The 23,723-nt window shown below is 42.7% G+C and carries 25 protein-coding genes and 2 tRNA genes; 22 read left to right on the forward strand and 5 right to left on the reverse strand.

Going from position 1 to position 23,723, the window contains the following annotated elements; translation table 11 throughout:
• Positions 1-673: 673 nt before the first annotated feature.
• The 5 genes from K245_RS0106925 to K245_RS0106945 all read right to left on the reverse strand — a co-directional run bounded on the left by K245_RS0106925 (position 674) and on the right by K245_RS0106945 (position 6,365).
• Complete coding sequence (locus K245_RS0106925; protein ID WP_027358701.1) at positions 674-1,954, reverse strand: dihydroorotase; 1,281 nt, start codon at positions 1,952-1,954, stop codon at positions 674-676.
• On the reverse strand, positions 1,938-2,876 hold the full coding sequence (locus K245_RS0106930; protein ID WP_027358702.1) for an aspartate carbamoyltransferase catalytic subunit: 939 nt from the start codon (positions 2,874-2,876) through the stop codon (positions 1,938-1,940). The genes K245_RS0106925 and K245_RS0106930 overlap by 17 nt, the downstream gene beginning before the upstream one ends.
• 190 nt (positions 2,877-3,066) lie before the next feature.
• Positions 3,067-3,765, reverse strand: coding sequence for a signal peptidase I (gene lepB / locus K245_RS0106935; RefSeq protein ID WP_027358703.1), 699 nt, complete (start codon positions 3,763-3,765; stop codon positions 3,067-3,069).
• Between the two features lie 30 nt (positions 3,766-3,795).
• Positions 3,796-4,962 carry a homocysteine biosynthesis protein gene (locus K245_RS0106940; protein ID WP_027358704.1) on the reverse strand — a complete coding sequence of 389 codons (1,167 nt, stop codon included), beginning with the start codon at positions 4,960-4,962 and terminating at the stop codon, positions 3,796-3,798.
• A gap of 32 nt (positions 4,963-4,994) precedes the next feature.
• Positions 4,995-6,365: a M23 family metallopeptidase gene (locus tag K245_RS0106945; protein WP_051283949.1), complete on the reverse strand. Its 1,371-nt coding sequence runs from the start codon at positions 6,363-6,365 to the stop codon at positions 4,995-4,997.
• Positions 6,366-6,815: 450 nt separating this feature from the next.
• Between K245_RS0106945 and kdsA the strand changes: the two genes are divergently transcribed.
• The 22 genes from kdsA to K245_RS0107060 all read left to right on the forward strand — a co-directional run bounded on the left by kdsA (position 6,816) and on the right by K245_RS0107060 (position 23,646).
• Positions 6,816-7,640, forward strand: coding sequence for a 3-deoxy-8-phosphooctulonate synthase (kdsA, locus tag K245_RS0106950; protein WP_027358706.1), 825 nt, complete (start codon positions 6,816-6,818; stop codon positions 7,638-7,640).
• 12 nt (positions 7,641-7,652) lie between these two features.
• The gene (locus K245_RS0106955) at positions 7,653-8,168 is read left to right on the forward strand and encodes a KdsC family phosphatase (RefSeq protein WP_027358707.1); all 516 of its coding nucleotides are present in this window, start codon (positions 7,653-7,655) and stop codon (positions 8,166-8,168) included.
• 228 nt (positions 8,169-8,396) lie between these two features.
• A complete protein-coding gene (lptC, locus tag K245_RS0106960; protein WP_027358708.1) occupies positions 8,397-8,981 on the forward strand; it encodes an LPS export ABC transporter periplasmic protein LptC in 585 nt (194 codons plus the stop codon).
• A complete protein-coding gene (locus tag K245_RS0106965; protein ID WP_027358709.1) occupies positions 8,956-9,522 on the forward strand; it encodes an LptA/OstA family protein in 567 nt (188 codons plus the stop codon). Before lptC ends, K245_RS0106965 begins: the two co-directional genes overlap by 26 nt.
• 4 nt (positions 9,523-9,526) lie before the next feature.
• Positions 9,527-10,249, forward strand: a complete 723-nt coding sequence (gene lptB, locus K245_RS0106970) for an LPS export ABC transporter ATP-binding protein (protein WP_027358710.1) — start codon at positions 9,527-9,529, stop codon at positions 10,247-10,249.
• A 9-nt stretch (positions 10,250-10,258) separates the two neighbouring features.
• Positions 10,259-11,707, forward strand: a complete 1,449-nt coding sequence (gene rpoN, locus K245_RS0106975) for an RNA polymerase factor sigma-54 (RefSeq protein ID WP_332248658.1) — start codon at positions 10,259-10,261, stop codon at positions 11,705-11,707.
• Between the two features lie 11 nt (positions 11,708-11,718).
• Positions 11,719-12,084, forward strand: a complete 366-nt coding sequence (gene hpf / locus K245_RS0106980; RefSeq protein ID WP_027358712.1) for a ribosome hibernation-promoting factor, HPF/YfiA family — start codon at positions 11,719-11,721, stop codon at positions 12,082-12,084.
• Between the two features lie 167 nt (positions 12,085-12,251).
• Positions 12,252-12,710, forward strand: coding sequence for a PTS sugar transporter subunit IIA (locus K245_RS0106985; RefSeq protein WP_027358713.1), 459 nt, complete (start codon positions 12,252-12,254; stop codon positions 12,708-12,710).
• Between the two features lie 17 nt (positions 12,711-12,727).
• Positions 12,728-13,609 carry an RNase adapter RapZ gene (gene rapZ, locus K245_RS0106990; protein WP_027358714.1) on the forward strand — a complete coding sequence of 294 codons (882 nt, stop codon included), beginning with the start codon at positions 12,728-12,730 and terminating at the stop codon, positions 13,607-13,609.
• Between the two features lie 42 nt (positions 13,610-13,651).
• Positions 13,652-14,068 (forward strand): PTS sugar transporter subunit IIA, encoded by a 417-nt coding sequence (locus tag K245_RS0106995; protein ID WP_027358715.1) that lies wholly within the window; start codon positions 13,652-13,654, stop codon positions 14,066-14,068.
• Position 14,069: 1 nt separating this feature from the next.
• Positions 14,070-14,528, forward strand: a complete 459-nt coding sequence (gene rimI, locus K245_RS0107000; RefSeq protein ID WP_027358716.1) for a ribosomal protein S18-alanine N-acetyltransferase — start codon at positions 14,070-14,072, stop codon at positions 14,526-14,528.
• 47 nt (positions 14,529-14,575) lie between these two features.
• On the forward strand, positions 14,576-15,580 hold the full coding sequence (gene gap, locus K245_RS0107005; RefSeq protein WP_027358717.1) for a type I glyceraldehyde-3-phosphate dehydrogenase: 1,005 nt from the start codon (positions 14,576-14,578) through the stop codon (positions 15,578-15,580).
• 17 nt (positions 15,581-15,597) lie between these two features.
• On the forward strand, positions 15,598-16,365 hold the full coding sequence (tpiA, locus tag K245_RS0107010; RefSeq protein ID WP_027358718.1) for a triose-phosphate isomerase: 768 nt from the start codon (positions 15,598-15,600) through the stop codon (positions 16,363-16,365).
• Positions 16,362-16,805 (forward strand): preprotein translocase subunit SecG, encoded by a 444-nt coding sequence (gene secG, locus K245_RS27175; protein ID WP_232223805.1) that lies wholly within the window; start codon positions 16,362-16,364, stop codon positions 16,803-16,805. The genes tpiA and secG overlap by 4 nt, the downstream gene beginning before the upstream one ends.
• Before the next feature lie 5 nt (positions 16,806-16,810).
• Positions 16,811-16,895: transfer RNA gene (locus K245_RS0107020), tRNA-Leu, on the forward strand.
• A 112-nt stretch (positions 16,896-17,007) separates the two neighbouring features.
• Positions 17,008-17,092, forward strand: a tRNA-Leu gene (locus tag K245_RS0107025).
• Positions 17,093-18,006: 914 nt separating this feature from the next.
• Positions 18,007-19,980 carry a PAS domain-containing sensor histidine kinase gene (locus tag K245_RS26455; protein ID WP_198013847.1) on the forward strand — a complete coding sequence of 658 codons (1,974 nt, stop codon included), beginning with the start codon at positions 18,007-18,009 and terminating at the stop codon, positions 19,978-19,980.
• Between the two features lie 214 nt (positions 19,981-20,194).
• A complete protein-coding gene (locus K245_RS0107040) occupies positions 20,195-21,478 on the forward strand; it encodes a class II fructose-bisphosphate aldolase (RefSeq protein ID WP_027358720.1) in 1,284 nt (427 codons plus the stop codon).
• Positions 21,468-22,001 carry an NUDIX hydrolase gene (locus K245_RS0107045; protein ID WP_051283951.1) on the forward strand — a complete coding sequence of 178 codons (534 nt, stop codon included), beginning with the start codon at positions 21,468-21,470 and terminating at the stop codon, positions 21,999-22,001. The genes K245_RS0107040 and K245_RS0107045 overlap by 11 nt, the downstream gene beginning before the upstream one ends.
• A 227-nt stretch (positions 22,002-22,228) precedes the next feature.
• Positions 22,229-22,657, forward strand: coding sequence for a DVU0524 family FlgM-associated protein (locus K245_RS0107050; protein WP_027358722.1), 429 nt, complete (start codon positions 22,229-22,231; stop codon positions 22,655-22,657).
• Between the two features lie 10 nt (positions 22,658-22,667).
• Positions 22,668-22,988 carry a flagellar biosynthesis anti-sigma factor FlgM gene (locus tag K245_RS0107055; RefSeq protein ID WP_027358723.1) on the forward strand — a complete coding sequence of 107 codons (321 nt, stop codon included), beginning with the start codon at positions 22,668-22,670 and terminating at the stop codon, positions 22,986-22,988.
• Positions 22,989-23,163: 175 nt separating this feature from the next.
• Positions 23,164-23,646, forward strand: a complete 483-nt coding sequence (locus tag K245_RS0107060; protein WP_027358724.1) for a hypothetical protein — start codon at positions 23,164-23,166, stop codon at positions 23,644-23,646.
• Positions 23,647-23,723: the final 77 nt, after the last annotated feature.

Raw genomic sequence — 23,723 nt, forward strand, 5'->3', positions numbered from 1 at the left:
CTCCCGTTCGTAGAATGAGGCAGCTCCGCGATGAAGTCTTGTCATGCGGTATCCAACCCGCGTATATCAGGTTGATCAATCGTCGCTTAACCTGTTTCGCCTCTGCCTATGCTCTGGGCATAATGTCCATTGCCACCACTAAAAAAGTGGATGGGAGATTATTATTCTCTTGACTGGTGACAACCATATCAGGTCGGATTAGGACGCCCTTTGTCCGTAATCCGACGTTAAGCCGAGTGCCTCCGGCGGGTCGCTTTTTGTAAAAAGCTCCGCAAAAACTTTACGGTTTTGTTAGTAGGCAAAAAACCGATATTTTTAGATTTTCAAAAATATTAAGCCCATGAACTTTCAAGTGTTACTGAGAATTGAGCATAACCACAAAAACTTTTGGGTTTGTTGGTGATTGGCCTTGTGCCCAGCTAACGCTCAATATTTCTCTGCCTTGCCTTACTTGAAAGCACAATGGCCAAATAAACTGAAAAGTTTTTGGGAAAGTTTTGGAAAACACTTTTTACAAAAAGGGTTTTCCAAGAATAAAAATGTTAAGCTGAATAGTTAGAATTTTTTTTAAGAAGTGCGGGGAGTTTTTTTAAATCAGTTCCCCACTGATTTTTAAAGATCGGGGCCTGAACAAAAAGTACAGTATTAGACAATATTCATAGTAACTTATAGATCACAGCTCAAAAACAATCCTGCCATCAACAATGGTCATGACAGCCCTGCCCTTCAGATCCCATCCGTTAAAAGGGGTATTCTTGCTCTTTCCTTGAAATTTCGAAGAATCAACTTTCCATTCGGCATCAGGATCAATAATTGCAATGTCTGCGTTATTTCCTGGCTTTAGGTGATTATCCTTTCCAAGAATTTCGGCCGGCCTTGTAGACATTAGCCTGACAAGGCTTTCCATGCCGATTATACCGTCATGAACAAGCTTCATGCTGAGTCCAAGGGAGGTTTCAAGGCCACAGATGCCATTTGCGGCTTTGTCAAATTCAAGCTCTTTCTCAAGCACAGAATGCGGTGCGTGATCAGTGGCAATGATATCAAGCGTCCCGTCTTCAAGTCCCTTTATCACCGCAAGCCTGTCAGTCTCTGTTCTTAAAGGAGGATTCATCTTTGCATTTGTATCGTAATTGCCGACCGCCTCATCAGTGAGAGTAAAATAGTGAGGTGCTGTCTCTGCGGTTACCTTGATTCCCCTTTTCTTCCCTTCACGTATTGCATTTACAGACTCCCTTGCGCTGACATGGGCAATATGAACAGGAACACCCGTGAGATCTGAAAGCTCAATGTCCCTCATGACCATTATACTCTCTGAAATATTGGGAATCCCGCGGAGCCCGAGCCTTGTGGATACAGAGCCTTCATTCATGCACCCGTTACAGGCAAGTTCATGATCCTCGCAATGAGCTATAGTGAGAAGCCCGAAACAGCTGGCATATTCCATGGCGTTCCTCATCAGTCTTCCACTTGATACAGGCATTCCGTCATCAGAAACCGCAATTGCTCCGGCTGTCTTTAATTCGGCATACTCAGCGAGTGAGTCTCCTTTAAGACCGAGGCTTATGGCAGCGACCGGATAAACCTTTGCAAGCCCGGCCTGCCTTGCTTTTTCAAGTATGAATGAAGTTATCTGGGCGTTGTCGTTTACAGGTTTTGTGTTCGGCATACAGCAAACAGCAGTAAAACCTCCTGCCACCGCTGCCTTAAGTCCAGTCTCAATGGTTTCCTTATATTCATGACCAGGTTCCCTCAAATGGACATGCATATCAATAAGGCCAGGAACAACGATCTTTCCGGCAGCATTAATGATTCTGTCAGGCGAAGAAGATTCCAGAGTGCCCTTGCCTTCTTCACAGACTTCAAATATGGATCCGTCCTTAATCCAGATATCCATTCTTGCATTTATATATCCAGGGTCAATCACATGACCGCCACTAATCTTCGTCAACATTTTTCACCCCGCCTGAAAGTAAGAGGAAAAGAGCCATTCTGAGAGCAACCCCGTTTGAGACCTGCTCAAGAATTACAGATCTGCCGCAGTCAGCTATATCAGAAGAAATTTCAACCCCACGGTTCATAGGCCCCGGGTGCATAACAATAGCGTCAGGAGCCGCTTTTTCAAGTCTTTTGGGATTGAGTCCGAACTCTCTGGCATATTCTCTTTCACTTGGAAAAAGAAAATCGCCCTGTCTTTCTTTCTGAATCCTCAGCATCATGACAACATCTGCGCCTTTAACTGCTTCGTCAGTCGAATAGGCGACCCTTGCGCCCATGGATTCTATGCCAATTGGAATCATCGTGGGAGGCCCTGCAACAACTACTTCAGAACCCATTTTAGTAAATCCCTCTATATTTGACCTTGCGACTCTGCTATGGGCTATATCGCCTATAACAGCAATTTTAAGGCCATCAAGCCGGCCTTTTTTCTGACGGACACTCATCATATCAAGGAGAGCCTGGGTAGGATGGGCATGCATGCCGTCTCCTCCGTTAATCACAGAAGCCTTAAGATGCTTTGCTATAAAATGCGGAGCGCCTGAAGAAGAATGCCTGATAACAATAATATCAGGATTCATTGCCTCAAGAGTCTTCGCCGTATCCAGAAGAGTTTCACCCTTTACCATACTGCTTGAGCTTGCTGCCATTGAAATACTGTCTGCGCTAAGCCTCTTTGCAGCAATATCAAATGAAAGCTTTGTTCTGGTGCTTGGTTCATGAAAAAAAAGAACTATGGTCTTGCCTTTGAGTGGCGGAACTTTTTTTACCGGCCGCTGGTTTATTTCTTTCATCCTTTCAGCCGTATCGAGAATAAGATTTATCTCGTCCATGCTGAGTGATGAAATATCCAATATATCTTTTCCTGAAAGCTGCATGATCCCCCTGTGGTTAACGCTGCCGTCATTAGTAAGGTTATCTCGCAAAAAATCCATCAGCAGGTCATAAATTCGATTAACCCCTGTCTTTTACATCCAGGATATCCCGAAACTTATTTTTTGCGGATGGATCTTTAATTTTTGTAACTGAAAAATTTCAAAAAATCAGTAAATCATATCTTGCAATAAATCAACTGACCAGCTTGCCGATTCTGTTAAATCTTACCCCAAAGTTTTCACTGTCCCATGACCAGTAAATAATGAATGCCTTGCCTTTAACTTCCTTGAGATTCACAAAGCCCCAGAATCTGCTGTCATGGCTGTTATCCCTGTTGTCCCCCATGACAAAAACGCTATCAGCAGGAACCTTGATGGGGCCGAAATTATCTTTGATCATTCTTGGATCAACATTGACTTCTCTGTTCAGCTGGATCTGATTGAGCCACCACTTTTCAAAAGCACTCGGAGGAATAGCTCCTGGCTTTGGCGAATCATCATCGAAGCGGGTAAATGTTTTTTCACCTTCCCACTGGCCATTGATATAAATAAGCCTGTCTTTAATCTCTATCGTATCTCCTGCCACTGCCACAACCCTTTTGATGAAATCCTTGGAAGGGTCTACAGGGTAGCTGAACACGATAATGTCGTCCTTTTTAGGATCAGAAAGAGGTAATATCGTTTTCCCTGTAAAAGGTATTTTTACACCATAGATGAATTTGCTTACCAGGATATGGTCTCCGATCAGGAGGGTGTTTAGCATCGACCCCGATGGGATCTTAAAGGCCTGAACAATGAATGTTCTTATGAAGAGTGCAAGTACAAGTGCTATTACAACAGCCTCGATGTTTTCCTGCAAGCGGCTTTTAATTTTTTTCTTCGAGGTTTCCAAAAGGAAACTCCTTTCTGTGTTTTTTGTTCTTTATACAGGCAGAGTAAACTGGGGTTCGCCCAGCAAAAATCTGCCACCCTTTATCCAGTCCTTCAAGATGACTGATATCTCCTTTGCCTTGGAATAGCTAGAAAGAGGTACAGTCGGAATCTCCTTTCCATCAACAATTATAGATCCGCTTTTAAGCTGGGAGTAGCTTACCTGGGCGAGACTCCTTGCCTTTCCTGTAGGATAATCCTCACCATAATCCACAACCTGGGTGAAAATATCATCGTCAGAAACACCGGCATACATAGCGATCTCCTCATTAAGCAAAGGAATTGGAACCCCGATGCCAACAAAGAGAGAAGTGCCGTATCCTCTTAGGCTTGCGCCTTTAAGCCATTTATCTGACATCTGCTTCATATCGCCCATTACCCATAACGTACCGGCAGGCGAAACAGGCATTCCTATTTCAGTTCTCTGAACTGAAGGACGATGCTGGGTGCCGCTCCATGTAACATATCCGATGCCACCACCCAGAAAAATCCTGGTTCCGAGACCTATTGTCATATAATAAGGATCATTGAATAAAGGACTGAGCTGGCCGGCGGAACAATAGGATGCGTTCCCCATCTTGGGCTTTAAAGTTCCCATATAGGTGTATACAGTCTTGTTAGAGACGTTCACAGCACAGTTGTAATTCTGGTATGCGTTCCTGGGATTGCAAAGAGTCGCCTGGGGAATTTCCTCAAGCGTAACCTCTTTTTCTATCTCACGTTTGGGATAGCAGTCTGTTCCATATCCGGTTGCCCTGATGCGCACCTTGCGGCCGGCAACAAGATCTTCAATGACATGACCACCGCCGTAATTAAAGAGACCTGGCCGTACCTTATTAAGAGGATCATCCACAGATGGTTCGGTAGCACCAATATAGCAGTCAACTGCAGCAAGGCCTCCATATGCAGGCACATTATTTATCCAGACCTGGGAAGCTTTTATCCCTGGCTGGGAATGGCCAAAATTAATAAAAGCGCCTGAAGAACACATTGGAGCGAAGGTTCCTGTGGTAACAACATCCACCTCCCTAGCGGCCTGTTCCGGCCCTTTCTCCTTCACGATCCCGATTATTTCCTCGGCAGTTACAACCACGGCCTTTCCGGATCTGATTTTTTCATTTATTTCCTGAAAGGTTTTATTTACCTTATATTTACTCATATTTTCCGATTTTCCCTGAATTATTTTAAAACCTATTTGATAAGACCTCGGGCCTCATCAATTTTAAGTTTCACATTATCCTGAATCCAGTGAGGATCCCACCACTCAATCGGGTTTACAAACATATCCTGGACAATCATCGAAAAATGCAGATGATCTCCCTGCACTAGTCCTGTTTCCCCAGTAAGACCTATTCCCTGCCCTTTTTCCACGCTCTGGCCGACCTGAACGTCAATCTGGCTCAGATGGGAATAAAGGCTTAAAATTCCAAACCCGTGGTCAATTACTACGCTGTTGCCGTAAATACCAATATTTTCTGTTAAAACAACTTTTCCATTATTGGCTGCCGGAACCTTTGATTTTGCAAGAGACGCTAGATCAGCGCCTAAATGGAACTGCCTGTCAACATTATTACCATTATAAGTATATATTCTCTCATCAGCGAAACCAGCACGTGGAGCAGCATCAGGCAGCCTCATGAAAGGGCCTTTCCAAAGCATTGAACTCTCTGAATTCTGACCAGATGCAAAAATCTGCGCAGCATTTTTTGCTCTTAAATCTCTGTTTATAACCAGAAACTTGTCCAGCAGAGTTTTACCCTCCACAGGGAACTCAGAAAGCCTGGTTTCAAAAAAACGATCAGTTAAAACAAGAGTATCAACTTTGAAAACCTTCTTTTTAAAAATAACCCGGAAAGCTGATTTCCCCTTATTCCCAGCCTGGTCAAATGCTTCTGCATTAATTTCTCCCAAAGGCACAGGTTCATGGCTGGCAGCAAAAAAGCAGATATGAACATCTTGTCTGCCATCAAAATAACCTGGATATCCTTTAAAAAAACGACCTCCAATATTTACGCCTGTTTTACTGCATGGCTCACTGGTCTTGTATACAACAAAACCGGTTCCTCCCTGATTCAGATAAATCTGTGTATTGAGTACCGTGACCACAGGGGGTTTTGTATCAATAAGAACATTTTTTTCATACTCGACTTTATTGCCGTGGAACCAGCCATTCCATGAGCAGTCCCAACCTGTTACCCTCAGAACAGCAGCACCATCCTGGATATTTAGATCTTTAAGCTGTATTTTTATCTCGAAACTGTCTGAATTGACTCCGCTGTTTGACCAGAAAGCGCCATTTGAATAATCCTTTTCAAGAAGCACCATTTCCTTGCCATCTTTGATAAGGACAGCTTTAAGCTTTCTCAGCCCGCTCTTTTCATCGGATATTGTTCCCTTCACTCCCTGATCCGAACCAATAGAATCCGAGGCCATAGTTAATTCAAGTACAGGTTTTTCCCATTCAAATCTGATAAACAGCCCGACAAAAATGGCCGCGACCAGCAAAAAAAATAAAAACCCCAACAAAGTGCCGATTTTGCTTCTTTTTCTATTGAGCTGCAACTTCGTAAACTCCAATTCCTATTTAATTATGTTTTTTGCCAAACCATGTTATTAACAACTTAGATCATGGCAGGCAAGCCGTTTTTCACAGCTTGACTTTTAAACAGACGCGGGTTAGCTTTGCTGGCTTGGGGTAAGGGTTGTTAAAACTCTTAAAGAGGATGGTAAAGAAATAAGGGTCTGCCCAATTTATTGATAAAGATCAGCATGGCAGACGGATTTTCATGAAAACTAATTAATTTATGATGGGCCTGCAAAAAGGCAAATAAAAGCGTCAGCGTCATTACGAACCTGATCCGGCATCTTTGTATTTTTAAATACTTCTGAATTCCGGCCTGCGCCGTGATGAGGAAAATCGACTTTTTGCGACCTTGTCGGGTATAATTCGAAATAGTCTAAATAATTCGGATTCTCTAAAACATATTTTCCATAATAATACGGTGCAGCAATATGAACAACAAAGTAACAATTTGTGAAGGTACTGAAATAGGCAGCGGCCTCCCCTTATGCATTATAGCAGGCCCATGTGTAATCGAGGAATATTCGATTACACTGAAAATAGCAAAAACACTCAAGGACATTACCACCAGACTCGGACTACCTTTTATATTCAAGGCGTCATACGACAAAGCCAACAGAACCTCCATTTCATCCTTCAGGGGCCCGGGTATAGACGAAGGCCTCGAAATTCTAAACAGCATCAAAAAAGAAGTGGGGGTTCCTGTAACTTCTGATATCCATTTGATGGAAGAAGCAGAAAAAGCGTCAAAAGTACTTGATCTTATTCAAATCCCTGCTTTTTTGTGCAGGCAGACCGACTTCATACTCGCAGCAGCCAGAACAGGTAAACCTGTCAACATAAAAAAAGGGCAGTTCCTTGCACCATGGGATATGGCCAATGTGATCAAAAAAGCTGAATCAACGGGCAACAAAAATCTTCTAATAACAGAAAGAGGAGCGTCCTTCGGCTATAACAACCTGGTTTCTGATATGAGATCAATACCAATAATGCAGAAAACAGGATGCCCTGTTGTTTTTGACGCCACACACAGCGTACAGCTGCCAGGTGGTCAGGGAGACAGCTCCGGAGGAAACAGAGAATTTGCGCCTGTGCTTGCAAGGGCAGCGGTTGCAGCAGGAGCCGACGCTGTATTCATGGAAATCCATCCCGATCCTGACAAGGCTTTATGCGATGGCCCAAATTCCCTGAGACTCGATGATGCTGAAAAGATAATAGCCCAGCTTGCAATGATCCGTGACATTGTAATCAAATAGGACAGCCTCAATATGAATGACGCCATTTTTAAAAAGATAAAAATGCTTCTGCTGGACGTGGACGGAGTGCTAACCGAGGGAGAAATAATCTATGGAAGCGATACTGAAATAAAAAAATTCAGTGTCAGGGACGGTCTTGGGATAAGGCTTCTGATGACCTCAGGCGTAATGGTCGGTATAGTAACTGCAAGAAAATCAGAAGCTCTCATTAAAAGATGCAAGGATCTCGGAATCGAAACCATATTCGATGGTGTCTCAGACAAAGGCAAGATTCTTGAAAGAATATGCAAGGATACTGGATTTGCAGCCGAAGAGATTGCATTTATAGGGGATGATCTTCCGGACATCCCTCTTTTAAAAAGAGTGGGAATACCCCTGACTGTTGCTGATTCAGTAGATGAGGTAAAAAAGATTGCTGCTTTTGCAAGTAGTAAAAACGGCGGCAAAGGCGCTGTCAGAGAAATTTGTGAAGCAATCCTTAAGTCCCAGGGGCTTTGGGAAGCTGCCACAGAAAAGTTCTTTAAATAAAGCCTATTCAGATGGTGAATATAATAAATCTGACTAAAAACAGGCGTGATATTTGACAAAGTCGCAAAAAGTCCGATTACCGTCATTCCGGCGGGGCCTGTCCCTGTGAAAATCGGGAGCCGGAATCCAGAACTATTTGTAATTACTGGATGCCGTATCAAGTCCGGCGTGACGACACCGCCCATTTTTGACTTTTTGAGAGACCATCATATTTAATATAGCGTAATTATGACAATAGGCATGGATAACAGGACAATCAGAAGAATACTGGCTATAGCGGCATTAATTGTGCTTGCCGCAGTCATCATGTCCTTTGTTTTTTCACGTTTTAAAACGCCTGCAAAAAAACCGGACTCGTCAAACATCAATCCTGAAGCAACTCTTTCCGCATCTAGTATAAAGCATGAATCGATCAAGGACGGAATTAAGCAGTGGGGCCTTCAGGCAGACCGGGTTGATTATTTCGAAGCAGGCAAAATAGCCGTATTCACCGGAGCAAAGGCATCTTTTTTTAATAAAGACGGGAAAGAAGCAGGGCTGTCAGCTCAAAAATGCAGAATAAGTGCTGAAACCGGCGCAATCGAAGCAGAGGGTGATGTCTCCCTTACATATTTTGACCATACAATAACAACTGCCAAGTTGAATTATGAAAGCAAACAGCATATAATAGAATCCAAAGAAAAGGTCAAAGTAACAGGATCGAGACTGAATATGACGGCTGACGGGTTCAGCCTGGATCTGAACGGAAGCGAAATCATATGCTCCGGACATGTAAAAGGGATTATTAATGACCTTTATTTCAAACAACCATAAAACCGGAATCATTATAACTTTAGCAACTATCATATTTCTGGCCTGTCAGGGCGATGCATCATCACAGCAGAAACTGCCGGAATCCAAACCAGGCGTTCCAATCTCCTTCTCTGCAGACAAAGTGACGACCAACCTCAACCAGAAAATTGTAAATCTTATAGGAAAAGCCGTTATTTTCCAGGAAGACAAACAGATCAGCGCAGACCAGATTGAAATAGATTTCTCAGGCTCAAAACCTGATACAAAACAGGGCGAATCTAAAAAAGAACCAACCGAAACCCAGCAGATTAAAAAAGTAACGGCCACTGGCAATGTAAACATAAGCATGGGAAAACGTCTGGCCATAACTGAAAAGGCAGTTTTTACAGCCGATGACAAGAAAATAATTCTTACTGGCAAGGACTCGACAGTAACTGGGCCAGAAGGAAAATTAACCTGCAATAAAATAGTTATTGACCAGAACACATCTATTTCGGAATGTATAGGCAGCGGCAAATCAAGGGCTTCGGGGCTTATTTTTTCTGACAAAAGCGGGTTTTGATAAAATGTCTGTGCTTTCGCTTCAAAAGCTTGTAAAGACCTATAATGGCAGAACAGTTGTAGACAGTGTCGATATAGAGGTGGAAAGCCGCAAGGTGGTTGGCCTTTTAGGGCCAAACGGAGCTGGCAAGACCACGACATTCTATATGGCGGCTGGACTGATAAGGCCCGAATCAGGCAGAGTGATTCTCGGAGATGAGGATATAACACCTTACCCGATACATATAAGGGCAAGAAAAGGGATTGGATATCTCCCCCAGGACGCTTCAATTTTCAGAAAGCTGAGCGTCAAAAACAATATAATGCTCATCCTTGAGACCCTTCCGCTCACCAATGCAGAAATGGAAACAAGGGCCGAAGATCTCATGAATGAACTTGGAATAAGGCATCTTTCGGAAAGCAGGGCTTCGGTTCTTTCGGGCGGAGAAAGAAGAAGACTCGAGATCACGAGGGTGCTTGCGACAAATCCTGAGTTTGTGCTCTTTGATGAACCCTTTGCAGGGGTAGATCCGCTTGCTGTAATCGATATCAGACAGATTATATCCCATCTCACAGACAAGGGCATTGGAGTTCTGATATCAGATCATAATGTAAGGGAAACGCTCAGTGTATGTGACAATGCTTATATTATGAGTAATGGAAGAGTCATTGAGTCGGGTTCTCCCGAAAAAATAGCAACCAGCGAGATAGCCAAAAAGAACTATTTAGGCGACACGTTCAAACTATAAATTATGGCAATGGAATTAAGGCAACAATTAAAACTTGCACAGCAGCTTGTGATGACGCCACAGTTACAGATGGCCATCAAACTGCTTCAGCTTCCACAGCTTGAGCTGATTGACCATATCCGTCAGGAGCTTGAAGAAAATCCTACTTTGGAGGAATTGCAGGAGCCGTCCCTTGACATGAGCGGAGACGCAAGACTTGAACAGGCAGAAGAGCTTGCCAAGGCTTCCATGGACGCCCCCCTCGAAGAAGTAAAAATCGAGGAAAAACTCAAGGATGATTATACTGAATGGGAAGCATACTTTGACGATTATGGCGGATCCGGCAAGACAAGAAACGAAGGCGAGGAAAAAGAAGCTCCAAAATATGAATCTTTTATCGCAAAAAAGGACTCGTTAGAAGATCATCTGCTTTGGCAGCTGCTCATGTCTGCTCCTGATGAAATAGAAGAGAGGATAGGAAGCGCAATAATCGGCAGCCTGAACAAAGACGGCTATCTCGAGGCAAATATTGAAGAGATTTCAAAAATCGCCGGGGTGACCATTGAAGAAACTGAAATTGTTTTAAAAAAAATACAGGCATTCGACCCTGTGGGCGTAGCATCAAGGGATCTGACCGAATGCCTGATGACCCAGCTAAGACACCTGAATATTGAAGATGAGCTTGTGGAAGCCATCATCAAAGACCATCTCAAGAATCTCGAAAACAGAAATCTTAAAGCAATTGCAAAAGCACTCAAGGTAGAAATTGAAGAGGTGGTTGAGGCCATAAGCATCATTAAATCCCTGGAGCCCAAGCCTGGCAGAGGCTTCAATGATGAAGATCCAATCTACATTGTTCCGGACATCTATGTTTACAAGCATGATGATGATTTCATTATTATGATGAACGATGACGGCATGCCGAGACTGCACATCAATTCGTATTACAGACAGGCCGCCTCAAGGGGCGGAGATATGACAAGCAGCACCAAAGAATACCTCCAGGAAAAGATACGCTCGGCCGCCTGGCTCATCAAAAGCATCCAGCAACGCCAAAAAACCATTTACAGCGTAATGGAGAGCATAATCAAATTTCAGAGGGAATTTTTTGAAAAAGGGGTTGCATATCTGAAACCCATGGTGCTAAGGGATGTGGCTCTTGATATAAACATGCATGAGTCAACAATAAGCAGGGTGACATCAAACAAATATGCCAATACACCACAGGGCATATTTGAACTTAAGTATTTTTTCAACAGTTCCATAAACAGGGTGCATGGCGAGGCAATAGCTTCGGCTGCGGTACTTGAAAAAATAAAACAGATAATAGAAAGCGAGGACCCCAAGAATCCGTACAGCGACGACAGAATAGCTCAACTTCTAAAAACAGAGGCAAATGTGGACATAGCCCGTAGAACAGTAGCAAAATATCGGGAAATGATGAAAATCTTGCCTTCCAACAAACGCAAACAATACTAAGGAGGTAGATCATGCAGATATCCGTAACCTTCAAAAACTTCGACTCCTCCGAAGCTTTAAGGTCCTATGTACAAACCAGACTTGAAAAACTTGATAAACTTCTTGATGCGCCGGTAGAGGCGAATGTGGTTCTTTGCGTTGAAAAGATCAGGCACATTGCTGAAGTTACCCTGGTTGGTGACAAGCTTAGCCTTCATGCTACGGAAGAAAGTGAAAGCATGTATTCTTCAATCGACATGGCCGCAGACAAAATCAAGGCTCAGATCAAAAAGTCCAAGGAAAAAGTACGCGAAAGAAGGCCGGTTTCTAAAAATGGTATCAAGTCCGACAGTACAGAAGCTGGTATTGAGGACGAAGATATGGAATCAGAAAGCTAATCGGATTCATGTAAATAAGCCGATGGATGTATGAAGTGGTTAGCATTTTCAAACCACAGACAATCCACTGATGGTGGTCAAAAACTCTGAAAATGGCCGGGCAAATATTTATCAGCTATGTAAAGATTGCTTTAGCTTAAGCCCGGCCAGTACAGGTCGATAAAAAAATGAAAGTATTAGACGCCCTGCATCCGGATGCAATCCTGATTGATCTGCAGTCCAGAACCAAAAAAGAGGTGCTGGAAGAAATTTCAAAGCCTATAGCCCGAATTCTCAAGGTCAAACACGAAGACCTCGTAAAAGTCCTCATTGAACGGGAACAGATGGGGAGCACTGGAATAGGCAAAGGGATAGCCATACCGCATGGAAGGCTTTCAGGGATAAATGACCTCGTTATTGGTTTTGGCCTTAGTCGCAAGGGTGCTCAGTTCGATTCCTTGGACGGAAAACCCGCGCACATTTTTTTTGTGCTGATAACGCCTGAGCATGCAACAGGACTGTATCTTAAATTCCTTGCAAGAATATCGAGAATGCTCAAAAACGAGGCAGTAAAAGAAAAGCTTCTTCATGCAAGGGAACTGAATGATATCATTTCAGCCATAAGAGATGAGGATGAAGATTCATAGGCTAAAGGAACCAGAGAATGCCGATAAACAGAATCTGCATAATAACCGGACTTTCCGGTTCCGGGAAAAGTACAGCCCTTGATGCTTTTGAAGACTCCGGCTTCTACTGCGTAGACAACATGCCTGTGGATCTGCTGCCCAAATTTCTTGAACTTCCAATGGAAAGCAATACTGAAATCAATGGTTTTGCATTTGTAATGGATCTCAGGGAAAAAGGATTTCCTTCAAAATGCCAGTCAGTTTTCAACTATCTGAAAGAAAACGGACTCGATTTTGAAATAATTTTTCTTGAGGCAGATAAAAAAATACTTGTTCAGAGATTCAGTCAAACGAGACGGCACCATCCACTGACCCACGACTCAAGTCTTATGGATGGAATCACAGAGGAAAAAAGCAAACTCGAAAGTCTCAGAAATATTTCGGACAATGTGATTGACACCACAAACACAAATGTCCACGAGCTGAAAAGCATAGTAACAGCCATTGCCAGAAGGCATATAAAGACAGATCTGCTGCAGATAAGCATTCTTTCATTCGGCTTCAAATATGGCCTGCCACAGGGCATTGATTTGCTTATGGATGTAAGATTTCTGTCCAATCCTTATTTCGTCGCAGAGCTTAAGGATTTCAGCGGTAAGGATGAAGAGGTAAGAAATTTTGTACTTAATTCTCCCGAAACCCTGACTTTCATGAAAAAATATACTGACATGCTTGACTATTTGATCCCTTTGTATAAAAGAGAGGGGAAAGTCTATTTAACAATAGCAATAGGTTGTACTGGAGGCAGACACAGAAGCGTGGCGGTTGCAGATGAAATTGCCAAGCATATAAGAGAGTATTCGGCTCAAGTGTATGTCACCCACAGGGATCTGGACAGGGAAAAAAAACCCGGTTCATAAATGCCTGCAACGTCCAACTTCACCGGAACTGCGGGGAAGAACATGATCGGAATAGTAATAGTAACCCATGCACAGTTAGGGCACGCCCTTCTTGAAACCGCCGAGGCAATACTCGGTGAGAAAATAGAGAATTCGGCTGCCGTTTCCATAAACCTTACTGACGATGTTGATAATCTCAGAAATCTCATCGACAAAGCCGTAAAAAAGGCGAAAAGCGAAAATGGCGTCCTGATACTGACGGACATGTTTGGGGGAACGCCATCGAATCTTAGCTATTCTTTTCTCGAGGATGGCAAAATCGAAGTACTTTCAGGAGTCAACCTGCCTATTGTACTGAAAGCAATCAATCTCAGAAAAAAATTAACGTTGGCTGAAATGGCAATAAAGCTTGAAGAACAGGGGAAGAAAAGCATATCTCTTGCAAGTTCAATCCTGAAAGGCAACAAACGGAGCGTCTGAATTGGGTAAAACAAGGATCTCCGAATTTGACACCAAATACATTGACCAGGTTATGGAAATTGAAAATAGTTCTTTTTCTGTACCCTGGGTCGAAAAAGGTTTTACAGAAGAGCTTGAAATACCGGGCTCTTTTAATTTTTTGGCGCTTGATGAATCTGACAATGTGGCAGGCTATATTGTTTTCAGGCTCCTTCTTGATGAAATACATCTTCTGAAAATTGCCGTCAAAAGCGATCAAAGAAGACTTGGCACAGGCATGAATCTTATGGAGAAACTCTTGAAAGTTTCTACTTCGAAAAATGCCTATGTAATCTATCTTGAAGTAAGTGCTGTCAACATGCCCGCAATCAGCCTTTATAAAACGACCGGATTCGTCGAGACTGGAAGAAGATATAAATACTACGGAGAAGAGGATGCCCTCAACATGGAACTGATCCTTGGTTCAAGGCATGCCTTGTAGAATTCGCAAACCAAAAAAATACGCTGGTGATGCTCTTGGGAGGAAAAATGAGTGTTAAGGTAGGTATAAACGGACTTGGAAGAATCGGCCGCATGATGCTGCGTGCATCTCTTAATAATCCAGATGTTGAAATTGCAGCTATAAACGATCTGACAGATCCGGCCACTCTGGCTCATCTCATTACATATGATTCCGTACATGGAAAAATCAATGCCGAAGTCAGGGCAAAAGACGGGGCGATTGAAATTAACGGCCGTATCATCCCTGTTACGTCAATCAGAGAGCCTGAAAAACTTAGATGGAAAGAATTCGGAGTGGATATCGCAGCGGAGTGTACTGGTGCATTCAGGGACAGAGAGAGTGCTGCCAAACATATGGCTGCAGGAGCTAAAAAGGTCATCATTTCTGCTCCAGCCAAAAATCCAGACGCGACAATAGTTCTCGGCGTTAATGAAAACACATATGACCCTGCATCGCATCACATAATTTCAAATGCTTCTTGCACAACAAACTGTCTCGCACCTGTGGTCAAAGTAATCAAAGAAAAATTTGGTTTCATAAATGGCATGATGACAACTGTTCATTCGTATACAAATGACCAGAGAATTCTTGACCTGCCCCACAAGGACTTAAGAAGAGCAAGAGCTGCAGCACTTTCAATGATCCCGACCACAACCGGTGCCGCTAAAGCGGTTGCGCTTGTCATACCGGAGCTGAAAGGCAAACTGAACGGTCTTTCAATAAGAGTCCCTACTCCAAACGTATCGATTGTGGATCTTGTAGCAACTGTTGAAAAACAGGGAATTACAGCCGAAGAGGTCAATCAGGCACTTAAAGAAGCCTCGGAGACAAGTCTTAAGGGTATTCTTTCATTCTGCGAACTTGAACTTGTTTCATCTGATTTCAACGGTTCCAGATTCTCTTCAATAGTTGATGGCCCAACCACGGATGTCATGGGCAATATGGTGAAAGTCCTGGCCTGGTATGACAACGAATCAGGGTATTCAAACCGCATGGTGGATCTTGCGGCCTTTATAGGCAAAAAGATTTAAACCAGGAGGCTTTATAAATGAATTCTCGTGTCCCGCTAATAGCCGGAAACTGGAAAATGCATAAGGACTGCGTAGAAGCTATCGCATCTGCTGAAAAGCTGAAGGCTCTCTGCTCCGGTGTTTATTCTGACAGAGAGATAATGATAGCCCCGCCTTTCACAGCTCTCTACCCTTTAAGCAGCTGCCTGACTGGTACAGGAATCAAACTGGCAGGTCAAAACGTTTACTGGGCCAAAGAAGGTGCTTATACCGGAGAAATATCGGCCAAAATGCTAAAAAGCGCTGGCTGCGAATACGTCATCATTGGTCACTCTGAAAGGCGTCAGATATTCGGGGAGACCGATACCGACATTAACAGCAAAATTAGGGCTTCCATTGAGGCTGGTCTGGCACCTGTTTTCTGTATAGGTGAGACTGATTCTGAAAAAGAAAACGGCAAAACATTTTTTGTTCTTGACAGACAACTCGAGAATGGACTAAAAGATGTTCCCGTTTCAGGGGTTAATTCGATTGTGATTGCTTATGAACCTGTTTGGGCAATTGGAACAGGTAAAACTGCGACCCCGGAGACAGCCCAGAAGGTTCACGCTTGGATTCGAAGCTTTCTGGAAAAAAAGTACGGCGAAGCTCTTGCCAAATCAGTCAGAATCATATATGGAGGTAGCGTTAAACCTGACAATATATCTGGACTGATGCAACTCCCTGATTTAGATGGTGTACTTGTGGGTGGAGCCAGCCTTGAACCTGAAAGCTTTTTCAGCATTTTAAGATATAATAAATTATGATTTCAGCAATAATAATAGCAATTCATGTATTTGCCTGTGTAGCACTTATCCTTATAGTTCTCTTACAGGCAGGCAAAGGCGCAGAAATGGGAGTTTCCTTCGGTGGAGGTTCAAGCCAGGCACTGCTTGGTTCTTCCGGCGAAACCCCGATGATAGGGAAAATAACAACTGCGATTGCAATAATTTTTATGTTGACATCCCTTTCATTAGCATATATGTCAGGGCATCCTAAAAGCAAGTCTGTGATGGATAAATCCATGCCGGTTAAGACACAGACAGCTGAAGGTGAAAAGAAAGCCGAAACACCTGCTACGCAGACTCCGGCGCAAGAAGCAACAAAACCAGAGCACACTGCAGCTCCAAAAGCTGAAGCGACAACCCAGGAAGCTCCGGTAGCAAAAGAAGCTACTCAGCCAAGTAGCGAAGCTGATAAAAAGTAATAAATGCCGAAGTGGTGAAATTGGTAGACACACTATCTTGAGGGGGTAGCGGGTAACTCCGTGTCGGTTCGAGTCCGACCTTCGGCACCATAAATAAAGACAGCTTAAATACTGTCAAAGACCTCTGAAAAAATCAGGGGTCTTTTTTTTTCTGAAGTACATTCAGCACAGCCGTATAATAAAGCGTATAAAAAATTTTATTGCCGAAGTGGTGAAATTGGTAGACACACTATCTTGAGGGGGTAGCGGGTAATTCCGTGTCGGTTCGAGTCCGACCTTCGGCACCATAAAATCAAAACCATCGTATAGCCAGACATCAAGACTATCAAGTCCATACACCAGCATTTTTTTAAAGCAAACCTTCAATAAAATTCAACGAATCCTATAAACCATCCTCTTATTCCATTTCTGTTTCAAAATATCATTTTTTGTATTTCAGATTTGATTTCTGGAAACCTTTTTGAAAAAGTATTGTATACTTGTCCTTCTACTGATTAATGGATTCCAAATCATGAAAATTTCTGTGACGCATTTTTCAAAAAGCAGTCCGCCAGAGCGCTCTTAAAAATCGATCATATGAATTTATAAAAAAATACTTTGAAATTGTTATAACTTTTTTATAAATAAACGTCTTATACCATTGTCAAATCAAAGATGAAATCAAGACAGCAAGGAGGAGGGCGCTACGCAATCGTACGGTGTTTTTACGCTCCAGGAGCTGACGACGATGCCAAACCAACCCATATAATTAGCTATCGCTTTGATTTGGAATTGGTTTTAATCTTAAAAAATGGCTCTGTTCAAGTTAAGTGTGGAATACGTTATTATTCCTGTATCTAATTAATACTTTTAATAAAAATGCGGCCTAATGCGGGTTGCTTTTAGAAAAAGGTCAAAGACAGTCCAATTTCCGCCATTCCGGCTATAGCCTGCATCCAGAAGTACCTGAAAAACTGGATGCCGGATCATGCCATGCATGACGCAGATACCTTTTTGGACTTATTGCGAAGCCATCAATATTCAACTCCTTGGTTTTGAACAAATATATGGCAGAACGGCCATGCTGAAATTTAAATATACGGTATAAAAAAAATACTATTTTCATTTTTTCTCTATAGTGAACAAAAGACTTTCAAACATAATGAATCCCCTGATCAAACAAAAAACAACCGGACACCTGGTTAGAAACATATTTTTTTTCATGGCTGCAGTAACACCTTATGCCCTATTATGCATGAAAAGCGTGAGCAGACATATTTTGTTACCAGCTGTCATTTTAATTGCCGCAATTGCCGCTTTCTTTTTTTATGACAAAAAAAATATTAATAAAAAAGAAGCGTATGCGATTACTGCTTTCATGGCTTTAACTGCATTCCTTCTTTTATTGTCGGGTGATAAGCCAACCGCTTTTATCTGGTTTCTATTCATAATACCCTATGATTCATCCCTGAAATCCAATAAGCCTGATACTGCGCTGATCACAGCCGCGACAGTATCACTCTTTATACTGGGCACCTTGTCATCATCAATGATTAATGGATCATTCTCTATTAATATGGCCGAAATACTTGCGTACATAATCCAGCCATTGCTTCTTTTCACCGGCCTTCAGGCAATAAAATTTGCAGACGATGATCCAAGGGCTGATAAATCTTCGTACGTGCTGCCTTTCCCTTATCTTTCTCCACTGCTTCCTGATCCGAACAAAAACACAGACAGCCAGTTGTTCGGATTTCTTAACTCCCTGGAAGAAGGTATTTTTATAGCCAACCGGGAAGGAACAATAATCAACGCAAGCAGCCAGTTTGCATCTTTTTTCGACACAAGACCCGAAGAACTTGCAGGTTTCAGTATTTTTGACAAATACGCCCTTCCTGTAACGCATCAAAATAAAGCATACAGTCTGATTAAAAAGAACATGGATGGTCTCCCGTCAGGCCCGGATGAGTTCTATTTTGAGCTTAAAAACGGTAAAAAAACAAGACTGCTGATAATGACAATGCCGATCATAATAGAATCGATCCCTTCAGTTATCGGCATAGCCAAACCTCTTCATAGAAATAAAGGCACGTTCCCCCACCAGCAGGCTGGACCAAAAGACAAATTCCAGACACTATCAGAGAATTCAACAGACATAATAATCAGATTTGACAGACAACTCAGGCATATTTACGCTAACTACGCGATAACTGGCTTGACCGGCATGGCAGTTGAAAATTTTCTTGGCAAGACCTGCCAGGAAACAAAATATCCCAAACAGATACTCGAAATTCTTGAAGAAAAGGTTTTAAAGGTTTTTGAGACTGGAGAGCCAATTGAAACTGAATTCTACAATGACTGGGGGACAGGAGAGGTATATTTTGACCTTCGCCTTATACCGGAAAAAGGATCGTCAGGCCGGGTCGAGACCGTCTTAAGCACGGCAAGGGATATAACGCCTCTTAAAAAGGCTCACATGACAATTCAGACTTTGACTCAGGAAATAATAAAGGCACAGGAGCTTGAGAGAAACCGCATAGCTCTTGACCTCCATGACAACGTAGCCCAGACCCTAGCATCCCTCAAAATAGCCTGTGATACGATCCTTGATCAGGAGCCGGGCATTTCTGATCAGACAATAATGCGCTTCAAAAATTTTTCCGTTCTCCTTAAAGGCGGCATTGATTCTGTCAGAGAACTTGCTTACAATCTGAGACCTCCTGGAATCGACCAGCTCGGAATAATCAAAACCCTGTCCCAATTATGTTCAGAGTTTACCGCAGCATATAAAATCAAGGCGGATTTCCAGTCATGGGGCATTGAAGGGCTTAAACTGTCTTCTGACACTCAGATAAATCTGTACAGACTCCTTCAGGAGGCATTGAGCAATGTCAAAAAGCATTCCGGCGCCAAAAATATCAATGTAAAACTAGTATCATCACATCCAAACATCATACTCAGAGTTGAAGACGACGGAAAAGGCTTTAATGTCGACACAAGATCCCAGGAGGCCATAAATGAAAAAAGAATGGGACTTCAGGGCATGCACGAAAGAGCAAGGATGCTGGGGGGAAGGATGAAGATAATATCAAGACGCGGTGAAGGCACGAAGGTTATTATAGAAGTACCTATATCTGCGGCCGAAGATAAGGATTTAAGCAATTGTTTTACAATATCGGAAAGCATTAGCCTGTAGATTCCACAATGATTAAAAATCATGTGACATCTAAAAAAAGCAAGCGTCATTAGATATATTTTTCAGCTCATAAAAAGACATTAATAACTGAAATTACATATGATTACGTTTCATAGGCATTTCAACCCACCTAGTTTACTTGACTACAAATGCTAATCGATATAAGTGGATAATTTAAATGAATAAAATACATTGACAAGGAGTGTATCTCAATATGGCAAACATTTCTGACTTTAACAGGGCGATTGAAGTAGGAAGACCGCCTAACATAAAAAGTCTGTTCCCAAATTCAAAGGCATTAATAGTCAGCGGCAAATATATCGACAATGCAATGATCGCAAAAGGCAAAGCAATGACAATTGCTGCCAATGCGCGCAGTAACATAGTCATAAGAGGCGTACTTAAAGCAGCCCAGAGAGCAAACTCTGCCATAATAATTGAAATTGCACGATCAGAGGGCGGCATTGACGCTTATTGCCCGGTAAGCCTCTGGAACATGGCCCGTCAGGTGGATGCAATATGTAATGAATTAGGAATTACTGTTCCTGTGGCAATACACGCAGACCACTTTGGCATTAAAAAGGAGTCAGATCTTCCAAGGGCATTAATCGAAATCCCCACAATTTTCGAAGCCGGAATCACCTCGATAGCCATAGATGCCTCGCATATGCCGGATGATAAAAATCTTCTCGCCAATATAGAAATATGCAAGGCATGTATTCCTGCCTGGGCCGGTCTTGAAACTGAGATTGGAGAGATCAAGGGCAATCAGGGACTTTCAAACCCTGAAGAGGCCCTTTTCCTGATACAGGGCCTTAACGCCCATGATATTTTCCCGAACTGGATAGCCCTTAACAATGGAACGACCCACGGCATTGAAGTTAATGAGCTTGGCATCCAGATTGAGCTGACAGCAAAAATTCATCAGGCAATTGCAAAATACAAAGTTTCAGGCGCTCAGCACGGAACATCCGGAAACAGCAGCGAAAGACTTCGCAGAATAGCGTCTGAAACAAATACAACCAAGGCAAATGTCGCCACAGCTCTTCAGATGGCCGGATGGGGCATAGACATAAATGATTATGGAAATGCCAATCAGGATGAGAACGGAAATCTCAAGAAGATCAAGGGAGAAGGCCTGACCGAAGAACTATGGGCTGAAATGCTCGAATTCGCTGAATCCAAAAAAATAAAGGGCAATGATTACAAAAAGCTGAATCTTCCTTTTGAAAACAAGGTTCTTTCCCAGCCCAAAGCCGTAAGAGACAGAATGGAAAAAAGAATTGAGGAATTCAGCTATAACCTTCTGGCTAATGTCTTTAATGCCACAGACACAGCTGATATGGCCATTGCAGAAATCAACAGGGCTCTTTCCCATGATCCTGGCGCGAAAGCCTCAAGAATTGAGTCTCCTGCCGACTGGACAAAAGAAAAAATCATCCAGAAAGCGGCTCTGTTGAGCACAGACAAAGGACCGGACGGCAATTTTGACGACTGACAAGGTCCCCCAAAAACAATTCTGCCATTTTTGCGGCTCGCGGCTTTCGAAAAAATATTTCGAGGGCCGCGACCGGCTCTTTTGTGAAGAATGTTCTGTTCCAATTTATGAAAACCCGGTACCTGCTGCATGCGTAATTGCATGTGATGAAAAAAGCAGAATCCTTCTTGTAAAAAGAAATGAAGAGCCTAAAAAAGGATTCTGGTGTCTTCCCGGCGGTTTCATGGAAATTGGGGAAACACCTGAAGAAGCGGCATTAAGAGAATTTCATGAAGAAACGGGTCTTAAGGGCAAGATCGAAAGACTTATCGGAATTGTCACGCACAAAAGCCCGAGATATGGCAGTATTCTTGTAGTAGGCTTTATTGCTGGCTGCCTGGAGGGGAAAATGAATCCAGGTGACGATGCTTCGGATGCCAGATTTTTTTCTATGGAAGAATTGCCAGAACTTGCATTTGACAGCCATCTTTTTTTTATAAGATCATTTTATTCGGCTTATGTTTCAAGTCCGTTCCAGAACTGAATAGTTTTCATTATAATGACGATAATAAGTACAGGCTGCCCCTATTTTCTATTTTTTATTATTTTGATCTTGGCCCTTCATCGGCCATTAGTGAGCAAGACAGGCCTTGAAGTTCATGATGGGTTTGCCTAAACAGGAAAATAATTGTTTTTTTTTACGTTATACGTTTTTTCGTCTAAAGTTTTTTAATACAGTTGACGATATGAGGCTCAAGGAGAAGAGGGTCTATGGATATACCATCATACCAAATACATAATGTAATGAAGGTATACAGCAGGCAGATAAGCCAGGGCAAATTTATTGGCCGGGGTATAGATGCCTACAGACCTTCTTCCATGGATAAAATAACTCTTTCCTCTGAAGGCAGAAGGCAGGAAATAATCGACCGTGTGGCAACGAGTATCGTTGACAGAATCGCAAGACACGGTCCGAGTAATCCTGAGGAAAGAGAAATTGTCGACAGACTTGAAGAGGAAATTGGCCAGAAGCTTTCTTTCGGAACAGAATCAACCGGTGAATTTGTTTTCAATATAATTGACAAAGAAAACAATAAGACCACCGGAAAACTGTCCATAGAAGATACAGGATTTGTTCTGAAAAAACTGGAAGAGCTTGCCAAGAAGTCTGTTGACAAGAATATGGAATCGCCTTCGTAAGGAGAGTCCCATGGCTATTAACAACATAGGCGAAAAAATATTTCTAAAGGATCTGTCAGGATCAAAATATTCAGATGGTGTCAGAAAAAAGACCTCTGATACTCCTAAAGAATCTTCAAAAACTGACACGGTAAGCCTGTCAAGCGACTCAAGAGACATGCTTGTCGCAAGGGAAGCCGTGAGTGCGGCTGATATGACTCCTGTAGCCGATCCTGCGCGCGAAGAAAAAGTATCCAAGCTGCGGACCATGTATCTTAGCGACCAGTATAAGGTTGAGCCTGATAAAATTGCCGAAAAGCTCATAGGTACCCACCTGAGTGAGATTGTTTAAAGATCGTTCTTGCTAAGGAAAAAAATTCCTTATAAAAGCGGCAAAGGGAAAAAAGTTAAGGAAGAAAATGCCCTAAAGCAAAATTTTAATAGCCAATAAACCGGAATCTCCAATTTTTCAATCTGGCCCGTTTCTTGCTTTAATTATTTGCAAATAACAGAAACGGAGGGGTGCCATGACAAAGATAAATAATATACCTGAACAATTAGCAGCCATCAGACAAAAAGCTGCCGTTAGCAATACACAGAACAGCAGCGATGCTTTCAGTAAGGCACTTAGAGATGTAATGTCCGGTACCAAAGTGCCAGAAACATCATCGGAAATTACTCCTGAAGCTACAGGGCCAGTTTTAAAATCGACTGGTATAAATCCTTCTTTCATGAGGCTCAATGATTCAACCACGATATCCGAGGTGATGAGCCAGACAGACCAGCTACTGACAAGACTCGACGATTATGCCAAACTGCTGGAGGATCCTTCAAGCACCCTGAAGGATATGGAGCCGGTTATCGACTCAATCAAAAAGGATGCCGATGCCCTGAATGCTGACGCTGAAAAAAAGCTTCCCGAAGGTTCAGGGATTAAGAAAGTCGTGAGGGAGTTTGCCATAGCGGCAAATGCGGAATACTTCAGATTTAAACGCGGAGATTATGCATAGCTGGGTTCCATATAAATTCAACAGATCCCAGCCATAAGCCCTTTTAAGATCTTTTATTCAAATTCGTCAGGCCGGAG

The sequence above is a fragment of the Desulforegula conservatrix Mb1Pa genome, from assembly GCF_000426225.1.
In the GTDB taxonomy this organism is placed as follows: domain Bacteria; phylum Desulfobacterota; class Desulfobacteria; order Desulfobacterales; family Desulforegulaceae; genus Desulforegula; species Desulforegula conservatrix.